The organism is Nonomuraea sp. NPDC050394, from assembly GCF_044459065.1.
In the GTDB taxonomy this organism is placed as follows: Bacteria; Actinomycetota; Actinomycetes; order Streptosporangiales; family Streptosporangiaceae; genus Nonomuraea.
This window is the reverse complement of sequence record NZ_JBITIO010000007.1, coordinates 318,627-344,002: the sequence shown is the minus strand read 5'-3', so window position 1 is coordinate 344,002 and position 25,376 is coordinate 318,627. Positions and strand designations below refer to the sequence as shown.

General features: G+C 70.8%; 24 protein-coding genes. 8 read left to right on the top strand and 16 right to left on the bottom strand.

All coding sequences use genetic code 11. The features are described from left to right. Positions 1-224: 224 nt before the first annotated feature. From ACIBKY_RS28200 to ACIBKY_RS28175, 6 genes are all read right to left on the bottom strand, one after another. Complete coding sequence (locus tag ACIBKY_RS28200; protein ID WP_397101033.1) at positions 225-1,088, bottom strand: biotin-dependent carboxyltransferase family protein; 864 nt, start codon at positions 1,086-1,088, stop codon at positions 225-227. After that, on the bottom strand, positions 1,085-1,702 hold the full coding sequence (locus tag ACIBKY_RS28195; RefSeq protein WP_397101032.1) for an allophanate hydrolase subunit 1: 618 nt from the start codon (positions 1,700-1,702) through the stop codon (positions 1,085-1,087). The genes ACIBKY_RS28200 and ACIBKY_RS28195 overlap by 4 nt, the downstream gene beginning before the upstream one ends. Positions 1,703-1,715: 13 nt before the next feature. Further along, positions 1,716-2,471 (bottom strand): LamB/YcsF family protein, encoded by a 756-nt coding sequence (locus ACIBKY_RS28190; RefSeq protein WP_397101031.1) that lies wholly within the window; start codon positions 2,469-2,471, stop codon positions 1,716-1,718. Between the two features lie 11 nt (positions 2,472-2,482). Next, positions 2,483-3,241, bottom strand: a complete 759-nt coding sequence (locus tag ACIBKY_RS28185) for a thioesterase family protein (protein ID WP_397101030.1) — start codon at positions 3,239-3,241, stop codon at positions 2,483-2,485. A 10-nt stretch (positions 3,242-3,251) separates the two neighbouring features. After that, positions 3,252-4,823 carry a hypothetical protein gene (locus ACIBKY_RS28180; protein ID WP_397101327.1) on the bottom strand — a complete coding sequence of 524 codons (1,572 nt, stop codon included), beginning with the start codon at positions 4,821-4,823 and terminating at the stop codon, positions 3,252-3,254. Between the two features lie 105 nt (positions 4,824-4,928). Beyond that, on the bottom strand, positions 4,929-5,084 hold the full coding sequence (locus ACIBKY_RS28175) for a hypothetical protein (protein WP_379609489.1): 156 nt from the start codon (positions 5,082-5,084) through the stop codon (positions 4,929-4,931). Between the two features lie 276 nt (positions 5,085-5,360). Here ACIBKY_RS28175 and ACIBKY_RS28170 point away from each other — a divergent pair, with 276 nt between their 5' ends. The 3 genes from ACIBKY_RS28170 (at position 5,361) to ACIBKY_RS28160 (ending at position 10,112) form a co-directional block, all read left to right on the top strand. Continuing rightward, a complete protein-coding gene (locus tag ACIBKY_RS28170; protein ID WP_397101029.1) occupies positions 5,361-5,930 on the top strand; it encodes an HhH-GPD-type base excision DNA repair protein in 570 nt (189 codons plus the stop codon). 206 nt (positions 5,931-6,136) lie between these two features. Further along, positions 6,137-8,230 (top strand): SpoIIE family protein phosphatase, encoded by a 2,094-nt coding sequence (locus tag ACIBKY_RS28165; RefSeq protein WP_397101028.1) that lies wholly within the window; start codon positions 6,137-6,139, stop codon positions 8,228-8,230. Positions 8,231-8,471: 241 nt separating this feature from the next. Then, positions 8,472-10,112 carry an RNA polymerase sigma factor gene (locus tag ACIBKY_RS28160; protein ID WP_379609492.1) on the top strand — a complete coding sequence of 547 codons (1,641 nt, stop codon included), beginning with the start codon at positions 8,472-8,474 and terminating at the stop codon, positions 10,110-10,112. A gap of 401 nt (positions 10,113-10,513) precedes the next feature. Here ACIBKY_RS28160 and ACIBKY_RS28155 read toward each other — a convergent pair whose 3' ends face one another. Continuing rightward, positions 10,514-10,666 carry a hypothetical protein gene (locus ACIBKY_RS28155; protein WP_397101027.1) on the bottom strand — a complete coding sequence of 51 codons (153 nt, stop codon included), beginning with the start codon at positions 10,664-10,666 and terminating at the stop codon, positions 10,514-10,516. Between the two features lie 132 nt (positions 10,667-10,798). After that, entirely contained in the window at positions 10,799-11,539 is a 741-nt protein-coding gene (locus ACIBKY_RS28150) for an ABC transporter permease (RefSeq protein WP_397101025.1), read from the bottom strand. 155 nt (positions 11,540-11,694) lie between these two features. On the opposite strand from ACIBKY_RS28150, the gene ACIBKY_RS28145 reads away from it, so the two are divergent. Next, positions 11,695-12,282, top strand: a complete 588-nt coding sequence (locus ACIBKY_RS28145; RefSeq protein WP_397101023.1) for a TetR/AcrR family transcriptional regulator — start codon at positions 11,695-11,697, stop codon at positions 12,280-12,282. Between the two features lie 71 nt (positions 12,283-12,353). On the opposite strand, the gene ACIBKY_RS28140 is transcribed toward ACIBKY_RS28145, so the two are convergent. Further along, on the bottom strand, positions 12,354-13,094 hold the full coding sequence (locus ACIBKY_RS28140; protein WP_397101021.1) for a YaaA family protein: 741 nt from the start codon (positions 13,092-13,094) through the stop codon (positions 12,354-12,356). Positions 13,095-13,182: 88 nt separating this feature from the next. Here ACIBKY_RS28140 and ACIBKY_RS28135 point away from each other — a divergent pair, with 88 nt between their 5' ends. After that, positions 13,183-14,340 (top strand): hypothetical protein, encoded by a 1,158-nt coding sequence (locus tag ACIBKY_RS28135; RefSeq protein WP_397101020.1) that lies wholly within the window; start codon positions 13,183-13,185, stop codon positions 14,338-14,340. On the opposite strand, the gene ACIBKY_RS28130 is transcribed toward ACIBKY_RS28135, so the two are convergent. From ACIBKY_RS28130 to ACIBKY_RS28120, 3 genes are read right to left on the bottom strand one after another with little or no spacing between them, the layout of a single operon-like run. Then, a complete protein-coding gene (locus ACIBKY_RS28130; protein WP_397101018.1) occupies positions 14,237-14,833 on the bottom strand; it encodes a hypothetical protein in 597 nt (198 codons plus the stop codon). The two genes, ACIBKY_RS28135 and ACIBKY_RS28130, sit on opposite strands and share 104 nt — an antisense overlap. Continuing rightward, the gene (locus tag ACIBKY_RS28125) at positions 14,830-15,396 is read right to left on the bottom strand and encodes a hypothetical protein (RefSeq protein ID WP_397101016.1); all 567 of its coding nucleotides are present in this window, start codon (positions 15,394-15,396) and stop codon (positions 14,830-14,832) included. The genes ACIBKY_RS28130 and ACIBKY_RS28125 overlap by 4 nt, the downstream gene beginning before the upstream one ends. Further along, on the bottom strand, positions 15,393-16,019 hold the full coding sequence (locus ACIBKY_RS28120; protein WP_397101014.1) for a hypothetical protein: 627 nt from the start codon (positions 16,017-16,019) through the stop codon (positions 15,393-15,395). The genes ACIBKY_RS28125 and ACIBKY_RS28120 overlap by 4 nt, the downstream gene beginning before the upstream one ends. A 31-nt stretch (positions 16,020-16,050) precedes the next feature. Between ACIBKY_RS28120 and ACIBKY_RS28115 the strand changes: the two genes are divergently transcribed. After that, entirely contained in the window at positions 16,051-16,806 is a 756-nt protein-coding gene (locus ACIBKY_RS28115) for a GNAT family N-acetyltransferase (protein ID WP_397101012.1), read from the top strand. An 86-nt stretch (positions 16,807-16,892) separates the two neighbouring features. Here ACIBKY_RS28115 and ACIBKY_RS28110 read toward each other — a convergent pair whose 3' ends face one another. Then, positions 16,893-17,123, bottom strand: coding sequence for a hypothetical protein (locus ACIBKY_RS28110; RefSeq protein WP_312896826.1), 231 nt, complete (start codon positions 17,121-17,123; stop codon positions 16,893-16,895). A 246-nt stretch (positions 17,124-17,369) separates the two neighbouring features. Here ACIBKY_RS28110 and ACIBKY_RS28105 point away from each other — a divergent pair, with 246 nt between their 5' ends. Further along, positions 17,370-19,424, top strand: a complete 2,055-nt coding sequence (locus ACIBKY_RS28105; RefSeq protein WP_397101010.1) for a type IIA DNA topoisomerase subunit B — start codon at positions 17,370-17,372, stop codon at positions 19,422-19,424. Positions 19,425-19,558: 134 nt separating this feature from the next. Here ACIBKY_RS28105 and ACIBKY_RS28100 read toward each other — a convergent pair whose 3' ends face one another. From ACIBKY_RS28100 to ACIBKY_RS28090, 3 genes are all read right to left on the bottom strand, one after another. Next, a complete protein-coding gene (locus ACIBKY_RS28100) occupies positions 19,559-20,518 on the bottom strand; it encodes an N-acetylglucosamine kinase (protein ID WP_397101008.1) in 960 nt (319 codons plus the stop codon). Next, on the bottom strand, positions 20,515-21,774 hold the full coding sequence (locus ACIBKY_RS28095) for a 6-phospho-beta-glucosidase (protein ID WP_397101006.1): 1,260 nt from the start codon (positions 21,772-21,774) through the stop codon (positions 20,515-20,517). The genes ACIBKY_RS28100 and ACIBKY_RS28095 overlap by 4 nt, the downstream gene beginning before the upstream one ends. A gap of 73 nt (positions 21,775-21,847) precedes the next feature. After that, complete coding sequence (locus ACIBKY_RS28090) at positions 21,848-22,672, bottom strand: TauD/TfdA dioxygenase family protein (protein WP_397101004.1); 825 nt, start codon at positions 22,670-22,672, stop codon at positions 21,848-21,850. Positions 22,673-22,757: 85 nt separating this feature from the next. Here ACIBKY_RS28090 and ACIBKY_RS28085 point away from each other — a divergent pair, with 85 nt between their 5' ends. After that, the gene (locus ACIBKY_RS28085) at positions 22,758-25,268 is read left to right on the top strand and encodes a DNA topoisomerase (ATP-hydrolyzing) subunit A (protein ID WP_397101002.1); all 2,511 of its coding nucleotides are present in this window, start codon (positions 22,758-22,760) and stop codon (positions 25,266-25,268) included. Positions 25,269-25,376 lie beyond the last annotated feature (108 nt).

Sequence of the window (25,376 nt, the reverse complement as noted above, 5' to 3'; positions counted from 1 at the left end):
GGGCGGGCGCCGATCGTGGGGGTCGCTTCTCACGTCGGACGTGGTCCCCGCCGTCACGGCCCACGCCGACCGGCGACCAGGACCCACGCCGGCCAGGTCGGCCCGGTCTACGCCGGCCAGGTCGGCCCGGTCTACGCCGGCCAGGTCGGCCCGGCCCACGCCGGCCGGGTCGGTTCGGTTCAGGGTGGCCGGGTCGGTTTGGTTCAGGGTGGTCGGGTCGGTGGTCAGGGGCGGGGGGTGTGGAGGGTGAAGCGGGCCGTGGCGCCTGGGCGGAGCTGGGCGGCGATCGAGAGGGCGGCGGCGGACAGGACGGCGATCACCGGGTAGCCGCCCGTCGGCGGGTGGTCGGCCAGGAAGATGATCGGCTGACCGCTCGGCGGCACCTGGACCGCCCCCGCCACCATGCCCTCGCTGGGCAGTTCCCCCTGCCGGGCACGCTCCAGGACGGGCCCGCTGAGCCGTACGCCGACCCGGTTGCTGTCCTGGCTCACCTGGTAGGGCCGTCCGCACAGTTCCTTCAGCGCCCCCGGCACGAACCAGTCGTCCCGCGGCCCCGGCACCACCCGCAGTACGGCCGCCCCCTGCTCGCGCAGGGGGGCCACGTCGACCGAGATCTCCGCCAGCCCGTCCACCGGGCCGACGGGCAGGATGGTCCCGGCCCGGAGCACGGCGGGCCCGAGGCCGGACAGTGAGTCGGTGGAGCGGCTGCCGAGCACCGGCTCGACCGCGATCCCGCCCCGGACGGCCACATAGGTGCGCAGACCCCTGACGGGCGCCCCGAAACGCAGTTCGCCCCCGGCCGGAACCCAGAACGGCGCCCCCATCCCCGCACCGGCCCGTGGTGGGGCCGTCAGGGGGCAGGGGGCGCCGGTTACGGAGATCCACGCGCCCGCCGGGAACGCCAGCCGTGCGCCCCCGAACGTCAGTTCGATGCCCGCGTGCCCCTCCGGGTTGCCCACCAGCCGGTTGGCCAGCCGCAGCGCGGCGGCGTCGGCGGCGCCCGAGTGCGGAACGCCCAGGTGGGCGTAGCCGGGGCGGCCGAGGTCCTGGACGGTCGCGTAGGGACCGGGCTTGATCACTTCGATCATGCCGGCTCGAACCGCACACGCGTGCCGGGGCTGAACAGCGACGGCGGCTCGGCCCGCACGTCCCACACCCGGAGATCGGTACGCCCCAGCAACCGCCACCCACCGGGCGAGGCACTCGGGTACACCGCCGAGTGCGGCCCGGCGATCGCCACCGAGCCCACCGGAACCGACGTGCGGGGCGTGGCCAGCCTGGACACGTGGAGCACCGGATCGAGCCCGGTCAGATAGGCGAACCCGGGCGCGAACCCCAGCCACCCCACCACCAGCTCCCGCCCGCTGTGCCGCGCCACGACCTCGGCCGGTGTCAGCCCGGTCTCCCCGGCCACGTCGGCCAGGTCGGCGCCGTCGTAGACGACGGGCACCACGACGACCGGGGTCCCGTCCGCCCGCTCGCCCGACGGCGGTCGCGCCGCGGCCCGTGCCAGGTCCGCGAGCCGTTCGCGCAGCCGTGGCCGGTCGGCGCCCGGCGCGACGACGAGCACGGTCTCCGGCCCCGGCACGATCTCCACGACGGAGCCCGGCCGCTCTGCCCGCAGCAGCGCGTCCAGCCGGTGGGACACCTCCAGCGACCCGGTCTCCACGAGGAGTCCGTGCTCACCGGCCGCCCTGATCACCGCGCCGCCGCGGTCATGCGAACGCCTGCAGGACCACACCGGCCTCAAGCAGCCGATCGCGTACGGCCTGCGCGAGCCGTACCGCGTCGGGGGTGTCGCCGTGGACGCAGATGGAGCGGGCGCTGACCGCGACCGGGGTGCCGTCGGCGGCCTGCACGCTCTGGCCGACGGCCATGCGCACGGCGCGCGCGGAGACCGCGGCCGGTTCGTGGATCACGGCGCCGGGCTCGCGCCGGGGAACCAGCGTGCCCTCCGGTGTGTAGGCGCGGTCGGCGAAGGCCTCGTTGATCGTGGGTACGCCCTCGGCGGCGGCGAGGTCGTGGACGACGGAGCCGGGCAGCGTGAGGATCGGCAGCGTGGGGTCGTAGTCGGCCACCGCGTCGACGACCGCGGCGGCCTGGCCGGGGTCGCGGCAGATGCGGTTGTACAGGGCGCCGTGGGGCTTGACGTAGGAGACGCGGCCGCCCATCGCGCGGGCGATGCCGTCGACGGCGGCGAGCTGGTAGAGCACCTCGGCGCACAGTTCTTCGGGCTCGACCTCCATCTCCCTGCGCCCGAAGTGGGCCAGGTCGCGATAGGAGACCTGCGCGCCGATCGACACGCCCCGGTCGACGGCGGCGGCGCAGGTACGCCTGATGGTCACGGGGTCGCCGGCGTGGAAGCCGCAGGCCACGTTGGCGCTGGTCACGATGTCGAGAAGCGCCAGGTCGTCGCCGAGCCGCCAGATGCCGAATCCCTCGCCGAGATCCGCGTTGAGGTCGATCACCATGGCCCTATCTTCTACCGTGGCGCGACGAAGAGCGTCTGGGTGGCCGCGCCGACCTCGCCGAGTTCGTCGAACAGGGTCGATCGGGTGAGGCCGCGCCCGGACGGGCCGACGACGGTCTCGGCGTCCATGCAGATCCATTCGGTGGCCGGCGTGCGGAACAACGCGACCGTGAGATCCAGGTTGACGAACATGTGCGTCTCGAACGGCAGCGCGTGGCTGATCCCGTTGCCGCTGTCCGCCACGGCCAGGAGGCGTTCGAGCGGGGTCGTGGGCTCGTCTTCCACCAGGGGGACGCGCATGCGCATCCACGCCGTCGCGGGCCCGGTCTCCATGGGGGTGCCCTTGACGAAGCGCCAGTCCATGGCTCTGCCGTACCCGAAACCCGTCGACAGCCACGACGGCGGGCCCGGCTCGTCCGGGACGGGAGCCGGCGGCGGCGAGGTGGCGATCTCGGGGCTTTCGCTCTCGCGGATGCGCCAGGCGGTGGCCCTGACGTACTCGCGCCCGTCCGCCCGCACGGTGGCGGCCAGGCACTGCACCCGCCTGCCGTCGCGGATGACCTCCGCGCTGACCTCCAGCTCACCGACCGGGACGGGGCCGAAGACGTCGGCGGCCAGCCGGGACAGCTCCAGCCCCGGCACCGGCGCGGTGCGGCCCAGCTCGTAGGCGATCAGGGCGGTGACCGGGCCCATGTGCTGGAAGCCCGGGTGCCAGGGACCTTGGGTGTGCTCGGTGGCGAGGTAGCGGCCGGGGCCCAGCCAGGAGTACATCGGCATGGTGCTAGATCTCGTCGGGGATGTCGGCGATGTCGTCGAGGGCGGCGGCGAGTTCCTCGGGGTCGCCGCCGATGCGCTCGGCGATCTCGATCAGCACGTGCAGCACGTCGTGGCGGTCGTGCCCCAGGTCCAGCAGGCGCTGGGCGGCCTCCCACAGTTGCGGCGGGTCGCCGTCCCACAGCCTGGTCGCGATCTCCTCGTGCCAGGCCAGGTGCTCCTCGTCGATCTCGCCCACGTGGTCGAAGCGCAGCAGCGTGCGCCGGTCGGCCTGGTCGGCCGGATCCAGCTTGTCGAGGTCGATGTCGCCGTGCATGCCCTGCAGGTACGGGAAGGCGAAGACCCGCCTGGCCAGCGCCGACAGGTCGCCGTCCGGCAGCAGCCGCTCCAGCAGCGGCAGGTCCAGGCCGAAGGAGGTCGGGTCGCGGTAGGCCTCGGGGAACTTCGCGGTCGCCTCCCACACCGCGTCCTGCGTCGCGCGCAGTCCACGCTCCGGCAGTCCGGTACGGCCCGCCGCGAAGCGCACCCACGCCGACAGCACGTGCGGCATCGCCTCCTGCTCGGCCCGGCTCAGCATCACCTTGCGCGGCAGCCAGTCCAGCAGGAACGTCTCGCACTTGACCGGGCTGACCCGCATCGGCCGGTTGAAGTCCTGCTCGCAGCCGTAGTCGATGATGTGGTCGGCGCAGCGCGAGGCCGCCGACGGGTCCGACAGGTGCTCGGCGGCGTCGGAGGACAGGAACTCCGCGGCCAGCATGGCCCGCCGTTCGCGGCTGTAGGGCGCCTCGATGTGCAGCGGCGCCGGGCGCTTGCGGCCGGGCGGCAGCGCCTTCAGCCGGGAGCGGGCGAAGGCGTGGTAGGCGCTGTAGCTGTCGCTGACCGGCGGCGGCGTCTTGGGCACCGTGGTCGACGGTCGCGCCCGCTTCGCCGCCCGCTGGCTCGTGCCCCGCTCTCTCCCGTCGAGCTCCTGCGCTCCGCCGGTGGCCTTCATCGCCGACTCCAGCAGCGCCCGCGCCTGCTGCGGCTCGATCTCCTCGAACAGCAGCATCGGGTCGGCCTCCGCCTCGGTCCTGGCCTGGTCAAGCAGCTTCTCCACGTGGGAGGAGACCCAGGCGTCGCGCGCCATGCCGTTCATGTTGTGGTCGACGACCATGACCAGCGCGTGCCGGTCCTGGGGGCGGTCGGCGGCGGCCTCGCCCCACCGGTAGGCGAAGGTGCAGATCACGGTGTCCTGGTCGCCGTAGGCGTCGCGGGAGACGTAACAGCCGGTGGGCTTGACCGCGCCCACCCGGTCGGCCCAGCCGGGCCTGGCCACGCCGCCCTCCATCATCGCCAGGGCCGCGCCCTCGGCCTTGGCGCCCTGACGCGCGGTGCCGAGGTAGGCCAGGCAGATGAGCAGCGTCAGCGAGGCGGGCGTGCCGGCCTTGGCCGCGTAGTCGACCAGCCCCTCGCCGAGCACCTGCTCGACGTCTCCGCCCTTGACGCGCTTTCCCCACCAGGCGCCGATCATGTCGGAGACCATCAGCTCCGCGTCGAGCGGCGTCCGTACGGCGAGAAGTTCGCGCGCCGCCTGCAGCATCTCCTGGAAGACCTCATCAGGATCGGTTCGATGTCGGCGCACGCCCTCACTCTCTCGCATTCCAGGCACAAACGGCGCGTTTCACGCAGCCTGGTGACCCCGATGTTATCGGGCGCTACGGGGCGGGGGCGCGGAGTTCACGATGGCGAGCAGGTGCTCGCGCGCGATGCGCTCCACGATCTGGGGAGTCGCCTCGATGCCGAGGTGCTCCGCGCAGGCGCACACATCGGCCACACATCGGTCGATCGTGTCGACAGGCACGGTGAGAAACTCTTCGGCCAGCCGATGACTAACTGGCTCTTTGAGCATGCGTGTGGCCAGAGCGAGCATAGTCGTGAGATTCCTCTGCAAGCCCGAGGGCAAACCCCCCGGAGACGGACGCGGGCGACTTGCGCTCTCATTTCATCTGTTCTCGGGCCGGTGTCAAGCCTCCAGGCCGACTGTGTTCCCTACGTTTACTAGACGTTCTCGCCCGGCTGGAGGTGCGGCGGTGCGGACCACCGAACGTGAGAGACCCTTTCGTGCGAAGCTGGTGCCATGCGCATCCAGCTCGCCCAGCGGACGGAGGCCGACGAGCTGCTCGGCCGCAGCCCGCTCGCCCTGCTCGTCGGCATGCTGCTCGATCAGCAGATCCCGATGGAGTGGGCGTTCACCGGCCCGCACACCATCTCCGAGCGGCTCGGGCACGACCTCACGGCCGGGGAGATCGCCTCCTACGACCCCGAGGCGTTCGCCGCGCTGCTGGCCGAGAAACCCGCCGTGCACCGCTATCCGAAGTCGATGGCGGGCCGCGTCCAGCAGCTGGCCGCCTACCTCGTCGAACGCTACGAGGGTGAGCCCGAGCGGATCTGGGCCGACGCCGCCGACGGCAAGGACTTGCTCAAGCGACTGCAAGATCTTCCGGGCTACGGCAAGCAGAAGGCACAGATTTTTCTGGCTCTGCTCGGCAAGCAGCTCGGCGTGCGGCCACCCGGCTGGCGCGAGGCGGCCGGACTTTACGGCGAGGAGGGTTCCCACAGGTCGGTGGCCGACGTCACCGACCCGGAGAGCCTGGGCAAGGTCAGGGCAACCAAGCAAGAGGCCAAAAGGGCGGCGAAGGCCAAGTAGCCTGATCTTGCTGCGTAATGTGGAGCGATTTTGACAGGATGCGTTGTCCATAGTGGAGACCCGCGGGTGGCGGGGGCTTCCGTCCGCGCACACCCATCGCCGATGATGTACAGCAGAATCCGGTCGCCCGGAGCTGCGCTACGCCGATACACAGTTATGGAGATGTGCCGCGTGGGAGACCCTGGCACGCGACGGAGGTGCCGACCATGAGCGCCGAGACCTCCGTTCCCCGTCCCCGGGAGTCGGATGTGGACATCTCAGACTCCGGCCTGTTCAAGGGCCTGCTTTCCGAGGCGGAGTTCGCCTTCGCCTTCTTCGACGTCGAAGGCCGCGTCCAGCGGGTCAACGACGTGTTCACCGACGTCGTCAGCGTGCCCGCGGACAGGCTGATCGGAAAGCCGCCGGTCGAGACGCTCACCGCCGACCTCAGCCAGCTGATCACGCATGCCGTACAGGCCGTGATCGAGAGCGACGGTCCCGTCACGGAGAGCCGGGTGCGCGTTCGCTCGGCCGAGGGTGACTCGCGGCACTGGTCGCTGTCGTTCTCGCCGATCCACGACGAGGGCGGCGAGCTGCGTGCCGTCGCGCTGGTCGGGCTCGACGTGACCGAGAGCCGCCAGACCGAGGAGGAGCTGCGCCGCAGCGAGGAGCGCTACCGCTCGCTGGTCGAGGCGCAGTCCCAGCTGGTGTGGATCACCTCGCCCACGGGCGCGGTGGTCGAGGACGCGCCCCAGTGGCGCGCCATCACCGGCCAGGGGCTGGAGGAGTACCTGGGGCAGGGCTGGCTCGACGCGGTCCATCCCGACGAGCGCCAGCAGACCGAGGAGGCCTGGCGCGAGGCCCTGCGCGGGCGGACCATGTTCGAGTGGAACTACCGGGTGCGCACCCGGGCCAGCGGCTACCGGCACTTCGAGGTGCGGGCCGTACCGATCATCAGGCACGGCCGGGTGGTCGAGTGGGTCGGCGCCAACACCGACGTGACCCCGCAGCGCGAGGCCGAGGAGATGCGCGGCCGGCTGACCGACCAGCTGGGCGCCGCCGCGCTGCGCACGGCCAGGCTGCAGGGCGCGACCGCGCTGCTCGCCGAGGCGCTGACGGTCGAGCACGTGGTCCAGGTCATCATCGACGTCGGGCGCACCGCGCTGGCCGCCGACCGCTCCGCGGTGGCGCTGCTCGATCCCGACCGCGCCATGCTGCAGCTGATCAACGGCGAGGGCGTGCCCGAGGTGCCGGGAGCGGCGGGTGAGGAGATCCCGCTCGCCCACACCAGCGTGATGACGATCGCGGTCAACAGCCGCCGGCCGGTCTTCGCCGAGTCGCCGGAGAGCCTCAAGTCGCAGCTGCTGGAAGCCGGCGGCAGCGAGGAGGTCCTGTCGGCCTACCTCAAGCACAGCGACGAGCGGGCCTGGGTGGGCCTGCCGCTGCTGGCCGCGGGCCGGGCCCTGGGCGCGCTGCGCTTCTCCTTCACGCGGCCCCAGAAGATCTCACAGGAGGACGGCGTCTTCCTGGAGGCGCTGGCCGGGCAGTGCGCGCTCGCCGTCGAGCGGGCCACGCTGTTCGAGCGCGAGCACCGCACCGCCGAGACGTTGCAGCGCAGCCTGCTGCCCGACCGGCTGCCCGTGGTCAAGGGGCTGGTGCTGGCGCAGCGGTTCCGTTCCGGAAGCCGCCACGTGCAGGTCGGCGGCGACTGGTACGACGCCTTCGTGCTCCAGGACGGCCGGGTGGCCGCGGTGGTCGGTGACGTCATGGGCAAGGGCGTCAAGGCCGCCGCCGGCATGGGCCGGATCCGCAACGCCATGCGCGCGCTGGCGCTGACCAACCCGCCTCCCGCGGCCGTGCTGACCGGTCTCGACCGGGTCTTCGAGGCCACCGAAGAGGAGGAGCAGGTCACGACTTTGGCGTACATGGTGGTCGAGCCGGTGACGGGAGAAGGGACGCTGGCGCTGGCCGGTCACCCGCCGCCCGTGCTGGTTTCACCGCAGGGCACGGCGATTCTGTGCGACGCCGAGCCCGGTACTCCGCTAGGCTGGCCGACCAGCCGAAGGCAGTTCCGGTTCGTGGTGCCGCCTGGCCATACCGCTGTGCTCTACTCCGACGGTCTGGTGGAAAACAGGAAGCGCGGGCTGGACGCCGGTCTCGCGGAACTTTGCTCTGTTGTGACCGAAGCTCCGCCCGAGGTGGTCAGTAGTCCGCATATGCTGCTGGACTTCCTGGTAGACCGGATGTTGTCGGGATATGAACAGGATGATGACGTTACCGCGCTGGCCATTCATGTTCCGCCGGCCACGAAGAGTGACTGAATGAAACAGTCATAAGGGTTGCTTTCGGGTATCAGTGCCGCCCTTACGTACGCACTACTGTCCGGGTCGGCCTAGGGTGGAGGTCAACCGCCGGGAGGTGGCCGTATGAAGTGCTGGGTCATGCCAGAATGCTGGATGGTCCGTTTGCGCTCCGCACGGCCTCGCCGTACTCCTAGAGAGGCATAGCCCCCCAGCGGGGATCTGGGTCCATTGTCGCCACGCGTTCGTTCGAGAGGTGTTCGTGTCGCCTGCAAGTTCGACTCGCTCGAAGCCACAAGAGCTGAACGAGCCCGTCATTCAGCGACTGCTCGAGCGTGGGCGCTCGCAGGGTTTCCTCGAGTCTGAGGATGTCCGCCAAGCCTTCGAGGAGGCGGACATCCCGATGTCGCACGCCGCCGCGTTCTTGCGGAACCTCAGTAAAGAGGGCGTGACCGTGGTGGTGACCGCCGCGGATTCGGCGGCACCGAAGAAGTCTCGTGGTCCAGCAAAGCGCCGCACCGCTGCCCCCGTCAAGACGAAGACCGCAGCGGCCGCCAAGGAGCAGCAGCCCGAGACCGTGACCGCGGTCGTGGGCGCGGCTGAAGCCGAGCCCGTCAAGAAGGCTGCTCCTGCCAAGAAGGCCGCTCCGGCGGCCAAGAAGGCCGCACCTGCCAAGAAGGCCGACAAGCCGGAGAACAACAACACCGGCCCGGCCGACACCAAGCCCAAGGCCCAGGAAGGCGCCGACGACGAGGACATCGACCTGGAGGGCGATGTCGATCTCGAAGACCTCGAGGACATCGAGGTCGACGACGAGGAGATCGTCGCCGAGGCCGAGACCGAGGGCGAAGAGTCCGACGACGACGCCGAGGAAGAGCCCAAGGCCGAAGCCGCGGCCGCCGCCGCGGTGCCGGAGAAGAACGAGGAAGAAGTCCTCATCCTCTCCGACGACGACGATGACGCCCCGGTCGCCCAGGTGGCCGCCGCGGGAGCCACCGCCGACCCGGTCAAGGACTACCTCAAGCAGATCGGCAAGGTCCCCCTGCTCAACGCGGAGCAGGAGGTCGAGCTGGCCAAGCGCATCGAGGCCGGCCTGTTCGCCGAGGAGCAGCTCGGCGGCGAGGTCGACAACCTGCCCGTCGACGTGCGGGCGGAGCTGGAGTGGATCGCCGAGGACGGCCGCCGGGCCAAGAACCACCTCCTGGAGGCCAACCTCCGCCTGGTGGTCTCGCTGGCCAAGCGCTACACCGGCCGCGGCATGCTCTTCCTGGACCTGATCCAGGAGGGCAACCTGGGCCTGATCCGCGCCGTCGAGAAGTTCGACTACACCAAGGGCTACAAGTTCTCCACGTACGCCACGTGGTGGATCCGGCAGGCGATCACCCGCGCCATGGCCGACCAGGCGCGGACCATCCGCATCCCGGTCCACATGGTCGAAGTGATCAACAAGCTGGCCCGGGTCCAGCGGCAGATGCTGCAGGACCTCGGCCGCGAGCCCACGCCCGAAGAGCTCGCCCGTGAGCTGGACATGACGCCCGAGAAGGTCGTCGAGGTCCAGAAGTACGGCCGCGAGCCGATCTCCCTCCACACGCCGCTGGGCGAGGAGGGCGACAGCGAGTTCGGTGACCTCATCGAGGACTCCGAGGCCATCGTTCCGGCCGACGCCGTCAGCTTCACGCTGCTGCAGGAGCAGCTGCACTCCGTTCTCGACACCTTGTCGGAGCGAGAGGCGGGCGTCGTGTCGATGCGCTTCGGGTTGACCGACGGGCAGCCGAAGACGCTGGACGAGATCGGCAAGGTCTACGGCGTGACCCGGGAGCGGATCCGCCAGATCGAGTCGAAGACGATGTCCAAGCTGCGACACCCGTCGCGGTCCCAGGTCCTGCGGGACTACCTGGACTAGTCAGCTGGTTTTCGCAGGCCCCGTACCCCTGGCGGGTGCGGGGCCTGCGCGTTTCCAGGCCCCCATACCTCTGGTGGGGTGCGGGGCCTGCGCGTTTCCAGGACCCCTCCCCATCTTGCGCTGATCGGAGGCCGCGCCGGTGGTGGGGCCTCCGCCCGGCGCATCGGGTGTGCATTGCCAGCCGCCCTGGTTCAGCGCGACCAGCACCGACAGCTTCCGTCACGAGCGAGGTCTCAGGGCCGGTCGGCCGGATCGGTGAGAGTGGCGACTGTCCCGAGCGGTGGGACACGAGTCGGCGGCGCCCGGCGCGTGTGCGGCGCGGTGCGGGCCCTGGGCGGGCACGGGGGGTTGGGGCGCGTTTGGCGGTGCTAGCCGGGGTTGTGAGTGGGCTGATTGTGGGTTCAGGTCACTGGCGGTGCCTGGGCTTCGCCTCGGGCGGTGGCTGTCATCGTGGGCCCGTTGGCGTTGGCCGTGTGGGCGTCGGCGGGAGGGGCCGCCCATGAGGTCACGGTGATGACCGCGGTGGCCACGATGGTTCCCGCTAGACGTCGCACGGCGGCCTCCTTGGCTGATCGGACATATGTGCATATTTCTTCCCAAACGCCGCCAAAGGTAGTCATCTTGTGGCGACGTGTGGTTGGTGGGGGGAGTGTTGTGCGAGAGGGGTGGTGGTTACTCTCTGTTGGTCAGGGCCAGGTACCGCGGGCGGCCAGTTCGATGGTGGCGACGCAGGCGATGGCCTCGGCGGCGAGCAGGGCTATGAGGACCACCAGCTGTACCAGCCCGGCCGCCAGTGGGGTGGCTCCGCCCAGCAGCATGCCGACGAAGGCGCCCGGCAGGGTGACCAGACCGACGGTGCGGGTCTGGTCCAGGGCCGGGACCAGGGACTGTGCGGCGGCGGGGCGGCAGATCTCCAGGCGGGCGCCTCTGGGGAGGAGGCCGATGGACAGGGCGGCTTCGACCTCGCCGTGGCGTTGGGCCAGTTCGTCGCGGGCGCGTTTGCCGGCCAAGGTGGTGGCGGTCATGCAGCCGCCCAGCAGGATTCCGGCGATCGGGATGACGACGAGGCCGTCGGTGGAGATCACCTGGCAGGCCATCAGGAGGGCCAGGACGGGCACGGTACCGGCGGCGATCGGGACGCCGGCCCACCACCAGCCGCCCTGGCCGCCGGTGATGCGGCGGCCGGCGGTGAAGGTGGCCACGCCGTACATGAGCAGGACGAACGCCGCTATCGCGACCGGCAGTGTCAGCACCCAGGTGATCACGACGGAGACCGCGCCGAGCTGGACGGCGGCGCGCGCGCAGGCGGTCACCACGGCGGGACCGTGACCCAGGCGCCCCAGCCAGGCGACCGTCGCGCCCACGGCGACCAGCAGGGCGAGCGCGACGGGCAGCAGGGGGGTGATGTTGATCAGCGAGGAGCCCATGGATGACCCTTATCAGGTACGGGCTTGCCGGATCGCTCTCCCCGTGCGGGTTTCGCGTAGTCGATCTTCGTGAGATCGGTGGGCCGTCGGGAAGGGGTACGGCGGTGCGGTACGCTGTGAACGGTACGGACTTTTGTTCACAGGAGGCGCCGCGCATGCCGCCGGCATTCAACCAGCGTGAGCGGGCACGGATCACCGAGCAGTTGCTGGAGACGGCGACGCGGCTGTTCGCGGCCCAAGGACTGCGCAAGACGTCCCTGCAGGAGCTCACCGGGCCCGCCGGCATCGCCAAGACGTCCCTGTACGCCTTCTTCGACTCCAAAGAGGACCTCTACCTGGAAGCCATGCTCCGGCAGAGCGAGCAGGTCAGGCGGCGGGTGATCGACGAAGGGCTGAGCCGGGGCGAGGACACCCGGGACTCGCTGCGCCGGTTCCTGCGGGCCACCGTGGCGGAGCTGGAGGCCAATCCGCTCTATCGGCGGCTCCTCGCGCATCCCGAGGAGGTCGCGCTGCTGGCCACCAAGCTCACGCCCGAGCGGATGGCGCAGGCGGAGGGCGGGCCGCTGGCGGATCTGCTGGAGTTCGTGGAGGGGCGGCTGGCGGGGGATCCCCGGGTGGTGGTGGGGGTGCTGCGCGCCGTGCTGCTGGTGCCGCTGCATGCCGGCGAGCTGGGCGCCGACCTGTATCCCGCGATCATGGACCGGCTGATCGACGCGGTTACGGACGGTCTCGTGGCGCGCTGACGGGCGCGGGGCTCGTGACGGCCCCGGCGATCGCATGGCTCGTGCCGGGCCCACCTGCCTGTGTTCGCGAGCTAGGCGGTGGCCTCCACGTCGAGGTGCCAGGGGTGGGTGGGCTTGGGCTGGGGGCCCAGGGTGGTGGCGAAGCCGTACGCGTCGAGGAGTTTGGCCAGGTCGGCGGGGGTCGCGGGGTCCTCGCCCGAGCGGATCAGCGTGCGGGCGATCGCGCCCCTGGTGGCCTTGGCCATGTGGCTGACGACCTTGCCGCCGCGGAAGACCCGCACCGCGACCGAGCGGTCGCCCGGCTTCCACGCCCCCGCGTAAGTGCCGGAGCGCATGTCGACCACCAGCCCCGGCAGCCCGTCGAGCTGCTTGGTGATCAAGGGACGCCAGAAGGCGGCGAGCCCGCCCAGCACGGGCAGGGTCACGCCCATGGACAGCCGGTACGGCGGGACCCGGTCGGTGATCCGCAGCACGCCCCACAGCCCGGAGAAGATCAGCAGCGACTCCTCGGCCCTGCGCGACTCGGCGGGGGAGAGGGTGGCCAGGCCGAGGTTGTCGTACAGGACGCCGGTGTAGAGCTCGGCGGCCGGCAGCGCCGGTGCGCTCTCCAGCGCGAGGTTCTTCTCCAGTTCGGCCGCCAGGCCAGGCGTGAGGCCGAGGACGTCGATGGCGTCGCGGCGCCTGGAGGCCCTGGCGACGGCGGTTCGCACGCGTTTGCGGGCCTTGTCCAGCGCGGGGAAGGAGAGCTCGCCCAGCGGGGCGCCGGAACCCTCCGGCGCCTTGCCTTCGGACGGCGGCAGCAGAATCAGCACGTCAGACAGCTTAGGGCCGGTAGCATCCACAGCGATGAAAGCGTCACTCTCCCCAGTTTGGCTGCCTTGGGATGCACTTGTCCTGGCAGTGCGGTCCTTCCTGCCCCTCGCCTTCTTCTACACGGTGGGCCGGGTGGTCCACGACCTGATCCTCGTCGGCGCCGTGTACGCCGGTGACGTCGAGGCCCCGCGCAAGTACCTGGGTTTCGCGGTCATGAGCCTGGCCGTGCTGGCCACCCTGGCCTCGTACGTGGCCATGCTGCAGGTGCTGCGCAGAAACGCGATCCTGACCGGCGCCGCCGAAGGGCAGGGCGGGCGGCTGTCGACGTTGATCGCGCAGACCATGCTGCCGTTCCTGGCCTTCTACGGGGCCTGGGGGTTGTTCACCGACGACGTGCGGCAGTACAGCATCCTGTCCCAGGAGCTCTTCGGGGTGCAGGAGATCGAGAACCTCAGCTTCAACCCGCTGCTCACCACCTCGGTCATCGCCCTGGGCGCGTTCGCGGCCCGGGTCGCGGTCGGCAAGGCGTACGAGCGGTGGCCGAAGGGGCGGCTCGGGCTGCTGTCGATCGCGCTCGAGTCCATGTGGATGTTCTTCGCGGTGATCAGCGTCGAGCACTGGATCGGCGAGCGGATCGCGTGGCTGACCTCCAGGTCCGCCTGGGTGGCCGCCGCCGACGTCATCGGCGGCGTGCTGGGGCCGGTGGGCGAGGCCGTCGCGGTGGTCGTGCCGAATCTCAAGGACGCGCTGGTCCTGCCCCTGGTCTGGGTGACGATCGCCGCCGTCGTCTACGGCCGCGAGATGGGCCAGGGCGAGGCCCTGATCCAGGGCACCCGGGTCGAGTCGGGCGCCGGACGGGTGAAGGAGGCGGCGCCGGAGCCGGTGCGGAAGGTGGCCGAGTTCGTCTCGCGCGACCTGCGTGACAAGTACACGCCCATGCTGAACGGCCTGCGCATGGTGCTGCGCGCCGGGCCGGTCTTCTTCCTGGTGTTCTGCCTGTGCTACACGCTGCTGGGCGTGGGCCACGACTGGGCGTTCGTCGGCGTGGTCAACCTGATCGGGGCGCACGAGAGCAACTGGTGGACCGTGTGGCACGGGCCGATCAAGTTCGGGGTCACGGCGGTCTACGAGGTGCTGCGGATCAGCCTGCTGGCGGCGGCCCTGCAGATGGCGCTGCGGACGGCGTCAGCCGTACGAAATTCTCGTGGTGGTCGCGAAGACGCACCTCAACCCGCAGAGAGCTGACCGCGTCGGCCGGGACGGCGAAGCTCGCCTGGAACTTCGCCTCCACCCCCGGCTTGGCCAGGATCGGCTTGTAGGTCTTCTCGTCGATCCGGGTGCACAGCGTGGAGACCTTGGGGACGCCCTTCACCCGCGTGGTCGGTGTCCACATGCGCGCGCGGGCGTCGCGGACGGCCGTTTCGCAGCCCTTGGACATGGCCTCGCTGGCCGCCGCGTCGCGCGGGATGACGCCGATGACCGCGGTGACGGCCGTGGTGCCGGGCGGGAGGTCGTCGCCCGAGGTCCGGCCGATGCCGATCAGCCGCCACGTCGAGCCCTCGAACACCGCGCCCGACCCGGCCGCGGCGTCGATGGGCTCGCCGCCGGAGCGCAGCCCGTAGTCCTCCAGCTTGGGCACGACCTGCACGGCCACGAGCGCCGCCACGGCGGCGGCCAGGCCCAGGCCGTACCAGAGGTGCTTCACGCCCTTGTCGCGCTTCGCGCGCCGCCCGCTCACGTCTCCTCCTCGATCGTCACCGTCGGTACGGCGGCGCCGGACAGCCCCAGCGGCACCTCGACCCCGGGGCCCAGCGCGGCGTTGAGCCGGTGGATGGTGGTGTACCTCGCCTTGGTGATCCGCAGGATCGCGCCCTTGACGGCGTCCGGCGGCAGCTCGAAGGCGATCGCGCCGCGCTGCGGGATGCCCGCCTCGAGGTCGGCCGAGTCGAGGGTGGAGAAGCGGTCGGTGGCCGCGTAGCGGGTGCCGTTCAACGCCTGGAGCTCCACGGTGCCCAGCTGGACCCGCTCCTGGGTGGCGATGGCGGTCAGGTGGACCACGACCCATACGCCCTTGGTGGCGCGTTTCTCCTTCTTGTCCAGGAAACCCGTCAGCACCAGCTCGCGGCCGGTCTCCGCGCGCTCCACCCGGACGGTGTACGGGGTGGTGTGGACGTCCTGGCCGATGGCACCGGTCGAGGAGAGGGGCTGGTAGACGCGGTCGGCGTCGGGCCGCAGCCGCTGGGCGGCGCCGACGGCCACGAGCAGCAGCGCCGAGGCGACCAGCGCGATCAGCTTGTTCATGCCCGCTCCAGCGGGGTGTCGAGTATCCAGCGCGGATCGTCCTGCCGGTACCAGAGCGAGGTGCCCGAGTAGTAGCCCAGCAGCGACCAGCTCGGCTTGTAGTCCTCGTCGTGGACGGCGACGCTCAGCCGCCTGGGGTCCGGAGCCCCGGCGGCGACCTCCCAGGACAGGCGGACGGTCTCGGCCATGCCGGGGTTGAGCAGGCTGCCCCGGTTGTCGCCCGGACGCATGATCAGCTGGTCCTTGATGGACATGATCTGGTCGAGCGGCTTGCCGTCGAGCTTGATGGCGAGGCGGGCGGCCATGTCGGACAGGGACGCGGGGAACCGGCTGACGTTGGTCACGTCCAGGTCGAGCACCACGTACCGGCCCTTGTCGGGCTCGCCGAAGGGCGACGGGTTGGGGTCGCTGGTGGTGTACGCGGCCTTCTTCGGCACGAGCTGGAAGCGGTTGCCGGTCAGCTTCTGCCCCAGCGCGGTCCTGGGCGGCTCGTTCTTGCCCGCGTCCGCCAGCCCGCCAAGCGGCCACGCGATGGCCAGCGGGAGGAGGATCACGGCGGCCAGGCCCGCGAACCACATCCAGGCCCGGCCGCGCGGCGACGTTTCGTGGGATGGGGAGGACACCTGGGGAATCGTAATAGATATCGTGCCGTTCATGGCTTTTGTCATGGATTTTCGCAGGTTGGTGCACGAGGCGTGGCCGGCGTTCGAACAACACGAGCGCGACGGCTGGGTCCTGCGATACGCCGGTGGCGTGACCGATCGGGCCAACTCGGTATATGCCCGGAATGTACCGGAGGACATGGACGCGGCACTGGCATACGCGGAAAGGTTCTACGCCGAGCGCGGCCTGAAGCCCGTCTTCACGGTCGGCGATCCCGCCCTCGACCGGGTCCTGGAACGGCGCGGCTACCGGCGTACGCGGCCCGTCCTGGCCATGGCCGCCCGCCTCGGCTCCCTGCCCGAGGCGCCCGCGCACCCCGTGCGGATCGAGGACGAGCCCTGGGACGCCTGGATGGACGCCTGGTGGTCCGTGGACGGCCGCTACGCCGACCGGATCGGCGACGCGCGGCGCATCGTGACGGGGGTGCCCGCCTGGTACGCCGCCGTCGAGCAGGACGGCGTGCCCCTGGCCGTCGGCCGCGGCGTACCGCAGGGGGACACGCTCGGGATCTACTGCATGGCGACCCTGCCCGCCGCCCGCCGCCGGGGGCTGGGCCGCAGTGTGATCAGGGCGCTGGTACGGCGCGCCGTATCGGCCGGGATGTCGTCGGCCTACCTGGTGGTCACCGAGGCGAACGAGAACGCCATGGGGCTCTACCGCGGCGAGGGCTTCGAGGTGGCCGGAGAGGGCTACCACTACCGGGTGGGCGAAGGTATGGGGGCGCCGGGCCGTACACAGGGGTCCTGAAACAGCACGACGCGGCGCCCCTCGCCTGAAGGGGCGGCCGCGTCGTGCGTAGCGCTATATGTGGTTATCTCGGAGCGAGTGCTGAGTCAGCGCTCACTGTCGGGGGCAATCGTAGGGGTTTCGCTGAGTCGGGCCGATTCGTCCAGGATATCGGCGCCCTTATCGCGCAGTGCCGCCACGTGCTGTCGCCCGTGGTGGGCGCAGAACAGCAGCTCCCCACCTACCGGCAGGGTCGCACGAATGTAGGCCTGGGCACCGCAACGGTCACAACGGTCGAGGGCCGTCAGCGGCTTAACGGGGGCGAGAGCTCCAGTCACGTATCGCCTTTCTGGTCACCCCCGCCGAAGCGAGGATCTGGCGCAGTCACTTGAGACAACATCTAACCGGACCTGGACGTTCCCAACCGGCGCGTCGCTACGCCGAGAGCGGAATGTGTCCGAAAGTAATGATGATCAGCCGGTTGGTAACGGCAAACGTGCCGGGATGGCAAGCTTGTACGCGCGTCAGCGGGAAGAACGGTAAGCTACGCACACGTGTTCGATGGCTAGACCAGAGGAGCGGGAGTGACGGTAGTGGAGGCGGGTTACACAGCTCGTCACCTGTCGGTGCTTGAGGGCCTCGAGGCCGTCCGCAAGCGCCCTGGCATGTACATCGGGTCCACCGACAGCCGCGGTCTCATGCACTGCCTCTGGGAGATCGTGGACAACGGCGTCGACGAGGCGCTTGGCGGTCACTGCACCCGTATCGAGGTCGAGCTGTTCCCGGACGGCTCCATCGAGGTGCGTGACGACGGCCGCGGCATCCCGGTGGACATCGAGCCCAAGAGCGGGCTTGCCGGCGTGGAGCTCGTCTACACCAAGCTCCACGCGGGCGGAAAGTTCGGCGGCGGCTCCTACGCGGCCTCCGGCGGACTCCACGGCGTGGGCGCCTCGGTGGTCAACGCGCTGTCCTCGCGCCTGGACGTCGAGGTCGACCGCGACGGGCAGATCCACCTGATCAGCTTCAGGCGCGGCGTGCCCGGCGTCTTCGACGGCGACGGCCCCACGGCCAAGTTCAAGAAGAAGTCCGGCCTGCGCGACGGCGGCAAGCTGCGCAAGAAGGTCACCGGCACCCGGGTGCGCTTCTGGGCCGACACCCAGATCTTCCTGGCCGAGGCCGAGGTCTCCATCGACGAGATCCACGTACGGCTGCGCCAGACCGCCTTCCTCGTGCCGGGCCTGACGCTGGCCCTGATCCACGACGGCCAGACCGAGGAGTTCCGCTTCGACGGCGGCATCTCCGAGTTCACCGAGTTCCTGGCGCGCGACGAGGCCGTCTGCGAGGTGCAGCGGCTGCAGGGGCTCGGCCACTTCCACGAGACCGTCCCCGTCCTCGACGACCAGGGCCACATGACCCCCACCGAGGTCCAGCGTGAGCTGACCGTCGACGTGGCGGTGCGCTGGGGCAAGGGCTACGACTCGACCATCCGCTCGTTCGTCAACGTGATCGCCACCCCCAAGGGCGGCACCCACGTCACCGGCTTCGAGCGCGCGCTGGTCAAGACGCTCAACGAGCAACTGCGCGAGACCCGGCTGCTCAAGAACGGCGACGACCCGGTCACCAAGGAGGACATCCTCGAAGGCCTGACCGCCGTCGTGACCGTCCGGGTGCCCGAGCCGCAGTTCGAGGGCCAGACCAAGGAGGTTCTCGGCACCTCTGCGGCCACCCGCATCGTCTCCCACGTGGTCTCGCGCGAGCTCAAGGCGGTCTTCACCAACCCGCCGCGCGGCATGAAGCAGCCGCTGCGCGCGATGCTGGAGAAGATCGTGGCCGCCGCGAAGGCGCGCATCGCCGCCCGCGAGCACCGCGACAACCAGCGCCGCAAGAGCGCCCTGGAGAACTCCGCGCTGCCCGCCAAGCTGGTCGACTGCCGCAGCGACGACGTCGACCGCAGCGAGCTGTTCATCGTCGAGGGTGACTCCGCCCTCGGCACCGCGAAGCTGGCCCGCGACTCGGAGTTCCAGGCGCTGCTGCCGATCCGGGGCAAGATCCTCAACGTGCAGAAGGCGTCCGTCGCCGACACGCTGAAGAACGCCGAGTGCGCCGCGATCATCCAGGTGGTGGGCGCCGGGTCCGGCCGCTCGTTCGACCTGGAGGCCGCACGCTACGGCCGTATCATCCTGATGGCCGACGCCGACGTCGACGGCGCCCACATCAGGACCCTCCTGCTGACCCTGTTCCACCGCTACATGTGGCCCATGGTCGAGGCCGGGCGCGTGTTCGCCGCCGTGCCGCCGCTGCACCGCATCGAGCTCACCAATCCGGGCCGGGGCCAGGACAAGTACATCTACTGCTACACCGACGCCGAGCTGCACAAGGTCCTGCGCGATCTCGAACGGCGCGGCAAGCGGTGGAAGGACCCGGTCCAGCGCTACAAGGGCCTGGGCGAGATGGACGCCGACCAGCTGGCCGAGACCACGATGGACCCGCGCCACCGGATCCTGCGCCGGGTGCGCATCGAGGACGCCGAGGCGGCGGAGGGCATCTTCAACCTGCTGATGGGCAGTGACGTGGCCCCGCGGCGCGAGTTCATCGTCAGCAGCGCGGCCGAAGTGGACCGCGACCACATCGACGCCTAGCCACCACGGGCCCAGCCGCCGCACGGCACGTGCGGCGGCTTCGTCGGGGCCGCCGCCACGCCCCAACGCGCCGCCCCAACGCGCACGTGCTCCCCAGCGCGATCGGGGGCTACCGTCCGGACGGTAGCCCCCGGTCAGAACTGTGCGCGGAGCCGGGCTTCGGCCTCCTGCGTGGTGCCGAGGGCGTCCAGGCCGTTCAGTGCCGCGCCCACGATAGGCGGGGTGTCGGTCACGACGGGCTTGGCCGCCGGGGTGTGCTGGACGAAGCGGGCGTCCAGCAGGTCCATCAGCAGCGGGTGCCTGGCCCGCAGCACGCCGCCGCCCAGCACCACCTCGGTGGGCGTCTCCAGCAGGTCCAGGCGGGTCAGGCAGACCCTGGCCATGCCGACGATCTCGTCGGCCATGCGGGTGACCAGGCCGATCGCGATCTCGTCGCCGGCGGCGGCCACGTCCAGCAGGCCGGCGGTCAGCTCCAGCAGGCGCAGCGGGTCGAGGCGGCCGAAGTACACGTCGAGCGCCACCTGCTCGACCGTGGGGGCGTCGAAGTGGGAGGTGACCAGGCCGGCCAGGGCGGTGGGGCCGCCGCGGCCGTCCTCGGCGCGGGCGGCGTGCCACATGACCTCGTTGGTGAGCCCGACGCCGCCGCCCCAGTCGCCGACGAGCGGCCCGATGGCGGGGAAGCGGGCCACCTGGCCGGTGGGGGAGACGCCGACGGCGTTGATGCCGGCGCCGCAGACCACGGCCACGCCGGACGGGCCGGAGGCGCCCGCGCGCAGCAGGGCGAAGGTGTCGTTGCCGACCACGATGTCGCGGGCGAAGCCTCTGGCGCCGAACTCGGCGGCCAGGGCTTCCTCTTCCGCGGGCAGGTCGGCGCCGGCCAGGTAGGCGGCCATCCGGTCGGCGTACGGCGGGGCCGCGCCGGGTCCGAGCGCCTGCCGTACCGCGTCTTCGAGGACGTCGGCGGCGGCGGGGACGCCGGCGCTCTGCGGGACGAACGGCCCGCCCCGCCCGCGCGCCAGCACGGTGCCGTCGGAGGAGAGCACGAGCACGTCGGTCTTGCTGTTGCCCCCGTCGACGGCGAGCAGCGTGCTCACGGCTTCACCCACGGCAGGTGCGCGGCGTTGGCCTCAAGCAGCAGGTCGGTGAGCTCGCCCGCGACGGCTTCCTGGCCGATCAGCGGATGGGCCAGCAGCGCGTTGCGCACGCGGTCGGCGCCGCCGTGGATCGCGGCGTCGAGGGCGAGGCTCTCGTAGGCGGAGACGTTGGCGATCAGGCCGGCGTAGAGGGGGTCGAGCGGGTCGATGGGCAGCGGGGCGGCACCGGCCGCGGTGATCGTGGCGGGCACCTCGATGACCGCCTCGTCCGGCAGGAACGGCAGCGTGCCCGCGTTGCGCGTGTTGACCACCTGGACGTCGCCGCGGTCGCCGAGCAGGGAGGCGATGAGCGCGACGGCGGCCTCGGAGTAGAAGGCGCCGCCGCGCTTGCCCAGGAGTTCGGGCTTGGTGTCGACGGCCGGGTCGGCGTACATCTCCAGCAGCCGCGTCTCCATCGCGGCCACCTCGTCGGCGCGCGAGGGCTTGGTGCGCTGCTCGGCGACGACGATGTCGTGGGCGTAGAAGTAACGCAGGTAGTAGGAGGGCACGACGCCCAGGCGGGCGAACAGCTCCGGCGGCAGCCCGATGTTGTCGGCGATCTCCTGGCCGTGCTCGGCCAGCAGGCGGGGCAGGACGTCCTCGCCGTCGAGGTATACGGCGCGTTCCCACGTGAGGTGGTTCAGGCCGACGTGTCCGAGGCTGACCCGGTCCGGCTCGACGCCGAGGTAGCGGGCGAAGGTGCGCTGGAAGCCGATGGCGACGTTGCACAGGCCGATCGCGCGGTGACCGGCGTCGAGCAGGGCGCGGGTGACGATGCCGACCGGGTTGGTGAAGTCGACGATCCAGGCGTCCGGGGCATGCTCGCGCATCCGCTCGGCCAGGTCGAGCACGACCGGGACGGTACGCAGCGCCTTGGCGAGGCCGCCGGCGCCGGTCGTCTCCTGGCCCACGCAGCCGCAGCGCAGCGGCAGCGTCTCGTCCACGTTGCGGGCGGCCTGGCCGCCGACCCGCAGCTGGAAGAGCACGGCCTGTGCCCCGGCCACGCCCTCCTCGACCGAGGGCGTGGCGATGACTCTCGCCGGATGCCCCGCTCGCGCGAGCATGCGGCGGGAGACGCCCGCGACCAGTTCGAGGCGTTCGGCGTGCGGATCGATCAGCGCGATCTCGGTGATCGGCAGATCATCGCGCAGGCGGGCGAACCCGTCGATTAGTTCCGGCGTGTACGTCGAGCCGCCCCCGACAACGGCGAGTTTCACCCTGACTCCCAGCTTATTAGGAAAGTTTCCTAACTCATTCTAGGGTCAAGGGTGCCCATCGGGGAAGGGGCTCCTAGGCGCCGTCCTGGTGTTCGGGGAAGGCGTTGACCGTGACCCGGTGCATCCGGCGGCGCTCGGTGTAGTCGGCCACCGCGTAGTGCTGGGTGGGACGGTTGTCCCAGAACGCCATCGTGCCCGGCCGCCACCGCAGGCGTACCTGGTATTCGGGCGAGCGGATGTGGTCGATGAGCAGGGGCAGCAGCGCCTCGTTCTCCCGGTCGGTCAGCCCGGCCAGGCGTGTGGTCGAGGCCCGGTTGACGAACAGGGCCTTGCGCCCCGTCTCGGCGTGGGTGCGGACGACCGGCCGCTCGATCGGCGGCCACTTCGCCTGGATCTCCTCAAGGTCGAAGGGGTGCCCCTTGGAGATGGCCTTCTTCATCGACATCGTGATGTCGTGCACGGCCGTCAGTTCGTCGCACAGCCGCTGCAGGGACGGCGACAGCGTCTCGTAAGCCAGGTAGGTGTTGGCCCAGCAGGTGTCGCCGCCGACGCTCGGCAGCTGGACGCAGCGCAGCAGTGAGCCCATGGGCGGCGTGGGCTCGAAGGTGTTGTCGCTGTGCCACTCGTCGCCGCCCTCGCCCTTGGGGTCGGTCTGGTCCAGCACGTGGATCGGGCTGCCCGAGTCCTTCTTGAACGCCGGATGGTTGAGCGTGCCGAAGTTCAGCGCGAACTGCAGGTGCTGGTCGTCGTCGATGTGCTGGTCGCGGAAGAACAGCACGAGGTGGCGCAGCCAGCCTTCGCGGAGTGTGGCCACCTCTTCGGGCGCCAGCGGCTTGCGCAGGTCGACCCCGGTCACCTCGGCGCCGATGTGCTTGGTCACAGGGTGAAACTCAATCATGGCCTGAACGTACGTCCCAAGCAATTGCTTGGTCAAGATACTCGTCTGGCCATTGAGTCGCGTACACCCCCGATCCTCCGTCAAAATGTTCGACATGGCCCGACGCACCACGACCCCGCCTCCGGAGGACTTCGAGGAGAGGATCGTCGACATCGACGTCTCCTCCGAGATGCGCACCAGCTTCCTCGAGTACGCCTACTCGGTCATCTACCAACGCGCGCTGCCAGACGCGCGCGACGGTCTGAAGCCGGTGCAGCGCCGCATCCTCTACTCCATGAGCGAGATGGGGCTGCGCCCCGACCGCGGGCACGTCAAGTCCTCGCGCGTCGTCGGCGACGTCATGGGCAAGCTCCACCCCCACGGCGACTCCGCGATCTACGACGCGCTCGTGCGCCTGGCGCAGCCGTTCTCGATGCGACTGCCGCTCGTGGACGGCCACGGCAACTTCGGCTCGCCCGACGACATGCCGGCCGCCATGCGCTACACCGAGGCGAGGCTGGCTCCCGCCGCCATGCTCATGGTGGAGTCGCTCGACGAGGACACCGTCGACTTCAAGCCCAACTACGACGGCCAGGAGACCGAGCCCACGGTCATGCCGGCCGCCTTCCCCAACCTGCTCGTCAACGGCACCACCGGCATCGCCGTCGGCATGGCCACCAACATGGCGCCGCACAACCTCGGCGAGGTCGTCGCCGCCGCCCGCCACCTGATCAAGAAGCCGGAGGCCTCGCTCGACGAGCTGATGCGGTACGTGCCCGGCCCCGACCTGCCCACCGGCGGCTCGATCATCGGCCTGCAGGGCATCCGCGACGCCTACGAGAGCGGCCGCGGCACCTTCCGCATGCGCGCCAAGTGCACGGTCGAGCAGATCACCCCGCGCCGCAAGGGCATCGTCGTCACCGAACTGCCCTACGCCGTCGGCCCCGAGCGCGTGGTCACCAAGATCAAGGACCTGGTGACCAGCAAGAAGCTCCAGGGCATCGCCGACCTCAAGGACCTCACCGACCGGCACAAGGGCCTGCGCCTGGTCATCGAGATCAAGAACGGCTTCGTGCCCGAGGCCGTGCTGGAGGAGCTCTACCGGCTGACGCCGATGGAGGAGACCTTCGGCATCAACAACGTGGCGCTCGTCGACGGCGAGCCCCGCACGCTGGGCCTGCGCGAACTGCTCCAGGTCTACGTCGACCACCGCATCACCGTCGTGCGCCGCCGCTCGGAGTACCGCCGCCGCAAGCGCCAGGAGCGCCTGCACCTGGTCGACGGCCTCATCATCGCGCTGCTCAACATCGACGAGGTCATCCAGGTCATCCGTTCCTCCGACGACTCCGGCCAGGCCCGCCGGCGCCTGATGGACGTCTTCGAGCTGACCGAGATCCAGGCCGCCTACATCCTCGACACGCCGCTGCGCCGCCTGACCCGCTTCGACAAGCTGGAGCTCGACAGCGAGAAGGAGCGGCTGAGCGCGGAGATCGCCGAGCTCAGCGAGATCCTCGGCTCCGAGGCGCGGCTGCGTCAGGTGGTCTCCGCCGAGCTGGCGGAGGTGGCCAAGAAGTACGGCACGCCGCGCCGTACCGTGCTGCTGGAGTCGGCCGGAGTGGCCCGCACGCCGGTGGCGTCGCTGATGATCGCCGACGACCCGTGCCTGGTGCTGCTGTCGTCCACCGGGCTGCTCGCCCGCACCCCCGACGCCACGGCGCTGCCCGGCGAAGGCGAGCGCACCGCCCACGACGTGCTGGTCTCCGCGGTGCGAAGTACGGCGCTCGGCAGTGTCGGCGTCGTCACCTCCGAGGGCCGCATGGTCCGCGTGGCGGTGGCCGACCTGCCCACGCTGCCGCCCTCGGCCAACCCGCCGTCGTTGTCCGGCGGGCATCCGGTGGCCGAGTACATCACGCTCGGCCCGGGGGAAAGCGTCGTCGGCCTGGGCTCGCTCGACCCCGACAGCCCCGGCCTCGCCCTGGGCACCGCGCAGGGCGTGGTCAAGCGGGTCGTGCCCGAGTACCCGGGCAACCGCGACGACTTCGAGGTCATCACGCTGAAGGACGGCGACCGCGTGATCGGCGCCGTCGAACTCGACTCCGAGGACGCCGACCTGGTCTTCGTCACCTCCGACGCGCAGATGCTCCGCTTCTCCGCCTCCTCCGTACGCCCCCAGGGCCGGCCGGCGGGCGGCATGGCGGGCATCAGGCTCGACGGCGACGCCGGGGTCATCTTCTTCGGCGCCGTCGACCCGTCCCGCCCGGCCCAGGTGGTCACGGTCGCGGGATCGGCCACCGCCCTGCCCGGCACGCAGGTGGGCGGCGGCAAGGTCTCCGACTACGCCGAGTTCCCCGCCAAGGGCCGCGCCACCGGCGGCGTACGCGCCCAGCGCTTCCTGAAGGGCGAGGACGTCCTGCTGCTCGCGTGGGTCGGCCCGGCCCCGGCCAAGGCGGTCTCGGCGACGGGCAAGCCCATCCCGCTGCCCGAGGAGATCAGCCGCCGCGACGGCTCCGGCCTGCGCCTGACCCACACGATCGGCGCGGTGGGCGGCTCCCTGGCCGCCGACACTCCGCCCGCCGCCCGGCCCCCGGCCCAGACGGGAGCCGAAGAGCTGTTCTGACCGGCCCGGCTTTGCCCTCACCCGAGGGCAAAGCCCTGCCGGAAATCGGAGAGAGCGCTCTCTAGCCTGGTTGGGCGATTCGGGTCACTATGGGGTCTCGTCGAGATC

Excerpts from the sequence above, each read along its gene's own strand:
- ACIBKY_RS28200 (WP_397101033.1), bottom strand. The coding sequence starts at position 1,088 with ATGATCGAAGTGATCAAGCCCGGTCCCTACGCGACCGTCCAGGACCTC.
- ACIBKY_RS28190 (WP_397101031.1), bottom strand. The coding sequence starts at position 2,471 with ATGGTGATCGACCTCAACGCGGATCTCGGCGAGGGATTCGGCATCTGG.
- ACIBKY_RS28185 (WP_397101030.1), bottom strand. The coding sequence starts at position 3,241 with ATGTACTCCTGGCTGGGCCCCGGCCGCTACCTCGCCACCGAGCACACC.
- ACIBKY_RS28180 (WP_397101327.1), bottom strand. The coding sequence starts at position 4,823 with ATGCTGCAGGCGGCGCGCGAACTTCTCGCCGTACGGACGCCGCTCGAC.
- ACIBKY_RS28170 (WP_397101029.1), top strand. The coding sequence starts at position 5,361 with ATGCGCATCCAGCTCGCCCAGCGGACGGAGGCCGACGAGCTGCTCGGC.
- ACIBKY_RS28165 (WP_397101028.1), top strand. The coding sequence starts at position 6,137 with ATGAGCGCCGAGACCTCCGTTCCCCGTCCCCGGGAGTCGGATGTGGAC.
- ACIBKY_RS28150 (WP_397101025.1), bottom strand. The coding sequence starts at position 11,539 with ATGGGCTCCTCGCTGATCAACATCACCCCCCTGCTGCCCGTCGCGCTC.
- ACIBKY_RS28145 (WP_397101023.1), top strand. The coding sequence starts at position 11,695 with ATGCCGCCGGCATTCAACCAGCGTGAGCGGGCACGGATCACCGAGCAG.
- ACIBKY_RS28125 (WP_397101016.1), bottom strand. The coding sequence starts at position 15,396 with ATGAACAAGCTGATCGCGCTGGTCGCCTCGGCGCTGCTGCTCGTGGCC.
- ACIBKY_RS28115 (WP_397101012.1), top strand. The coding sequence starts at position 16,051 with ATGGCTTTTGTCATGGATTTTCGCAGGTTGGTGCACGAGGCGTGGCCG.
- ACIBKY_RS28090 (WP_397101004.1), bottom strand. The coding sequence starts at position 22,672 with ATGATTGAGTTTCACCCTGTGACCAAGCACATCGGCGCCGAGGTGACC.
- ACIBKY_RS28085 (WP_397101002.1), top strand. The coding sequence starts at position 22,758 with ATGTTCGACATGGCCCGACGCACCACGACCCCGCCTCCGGAGGACTTC.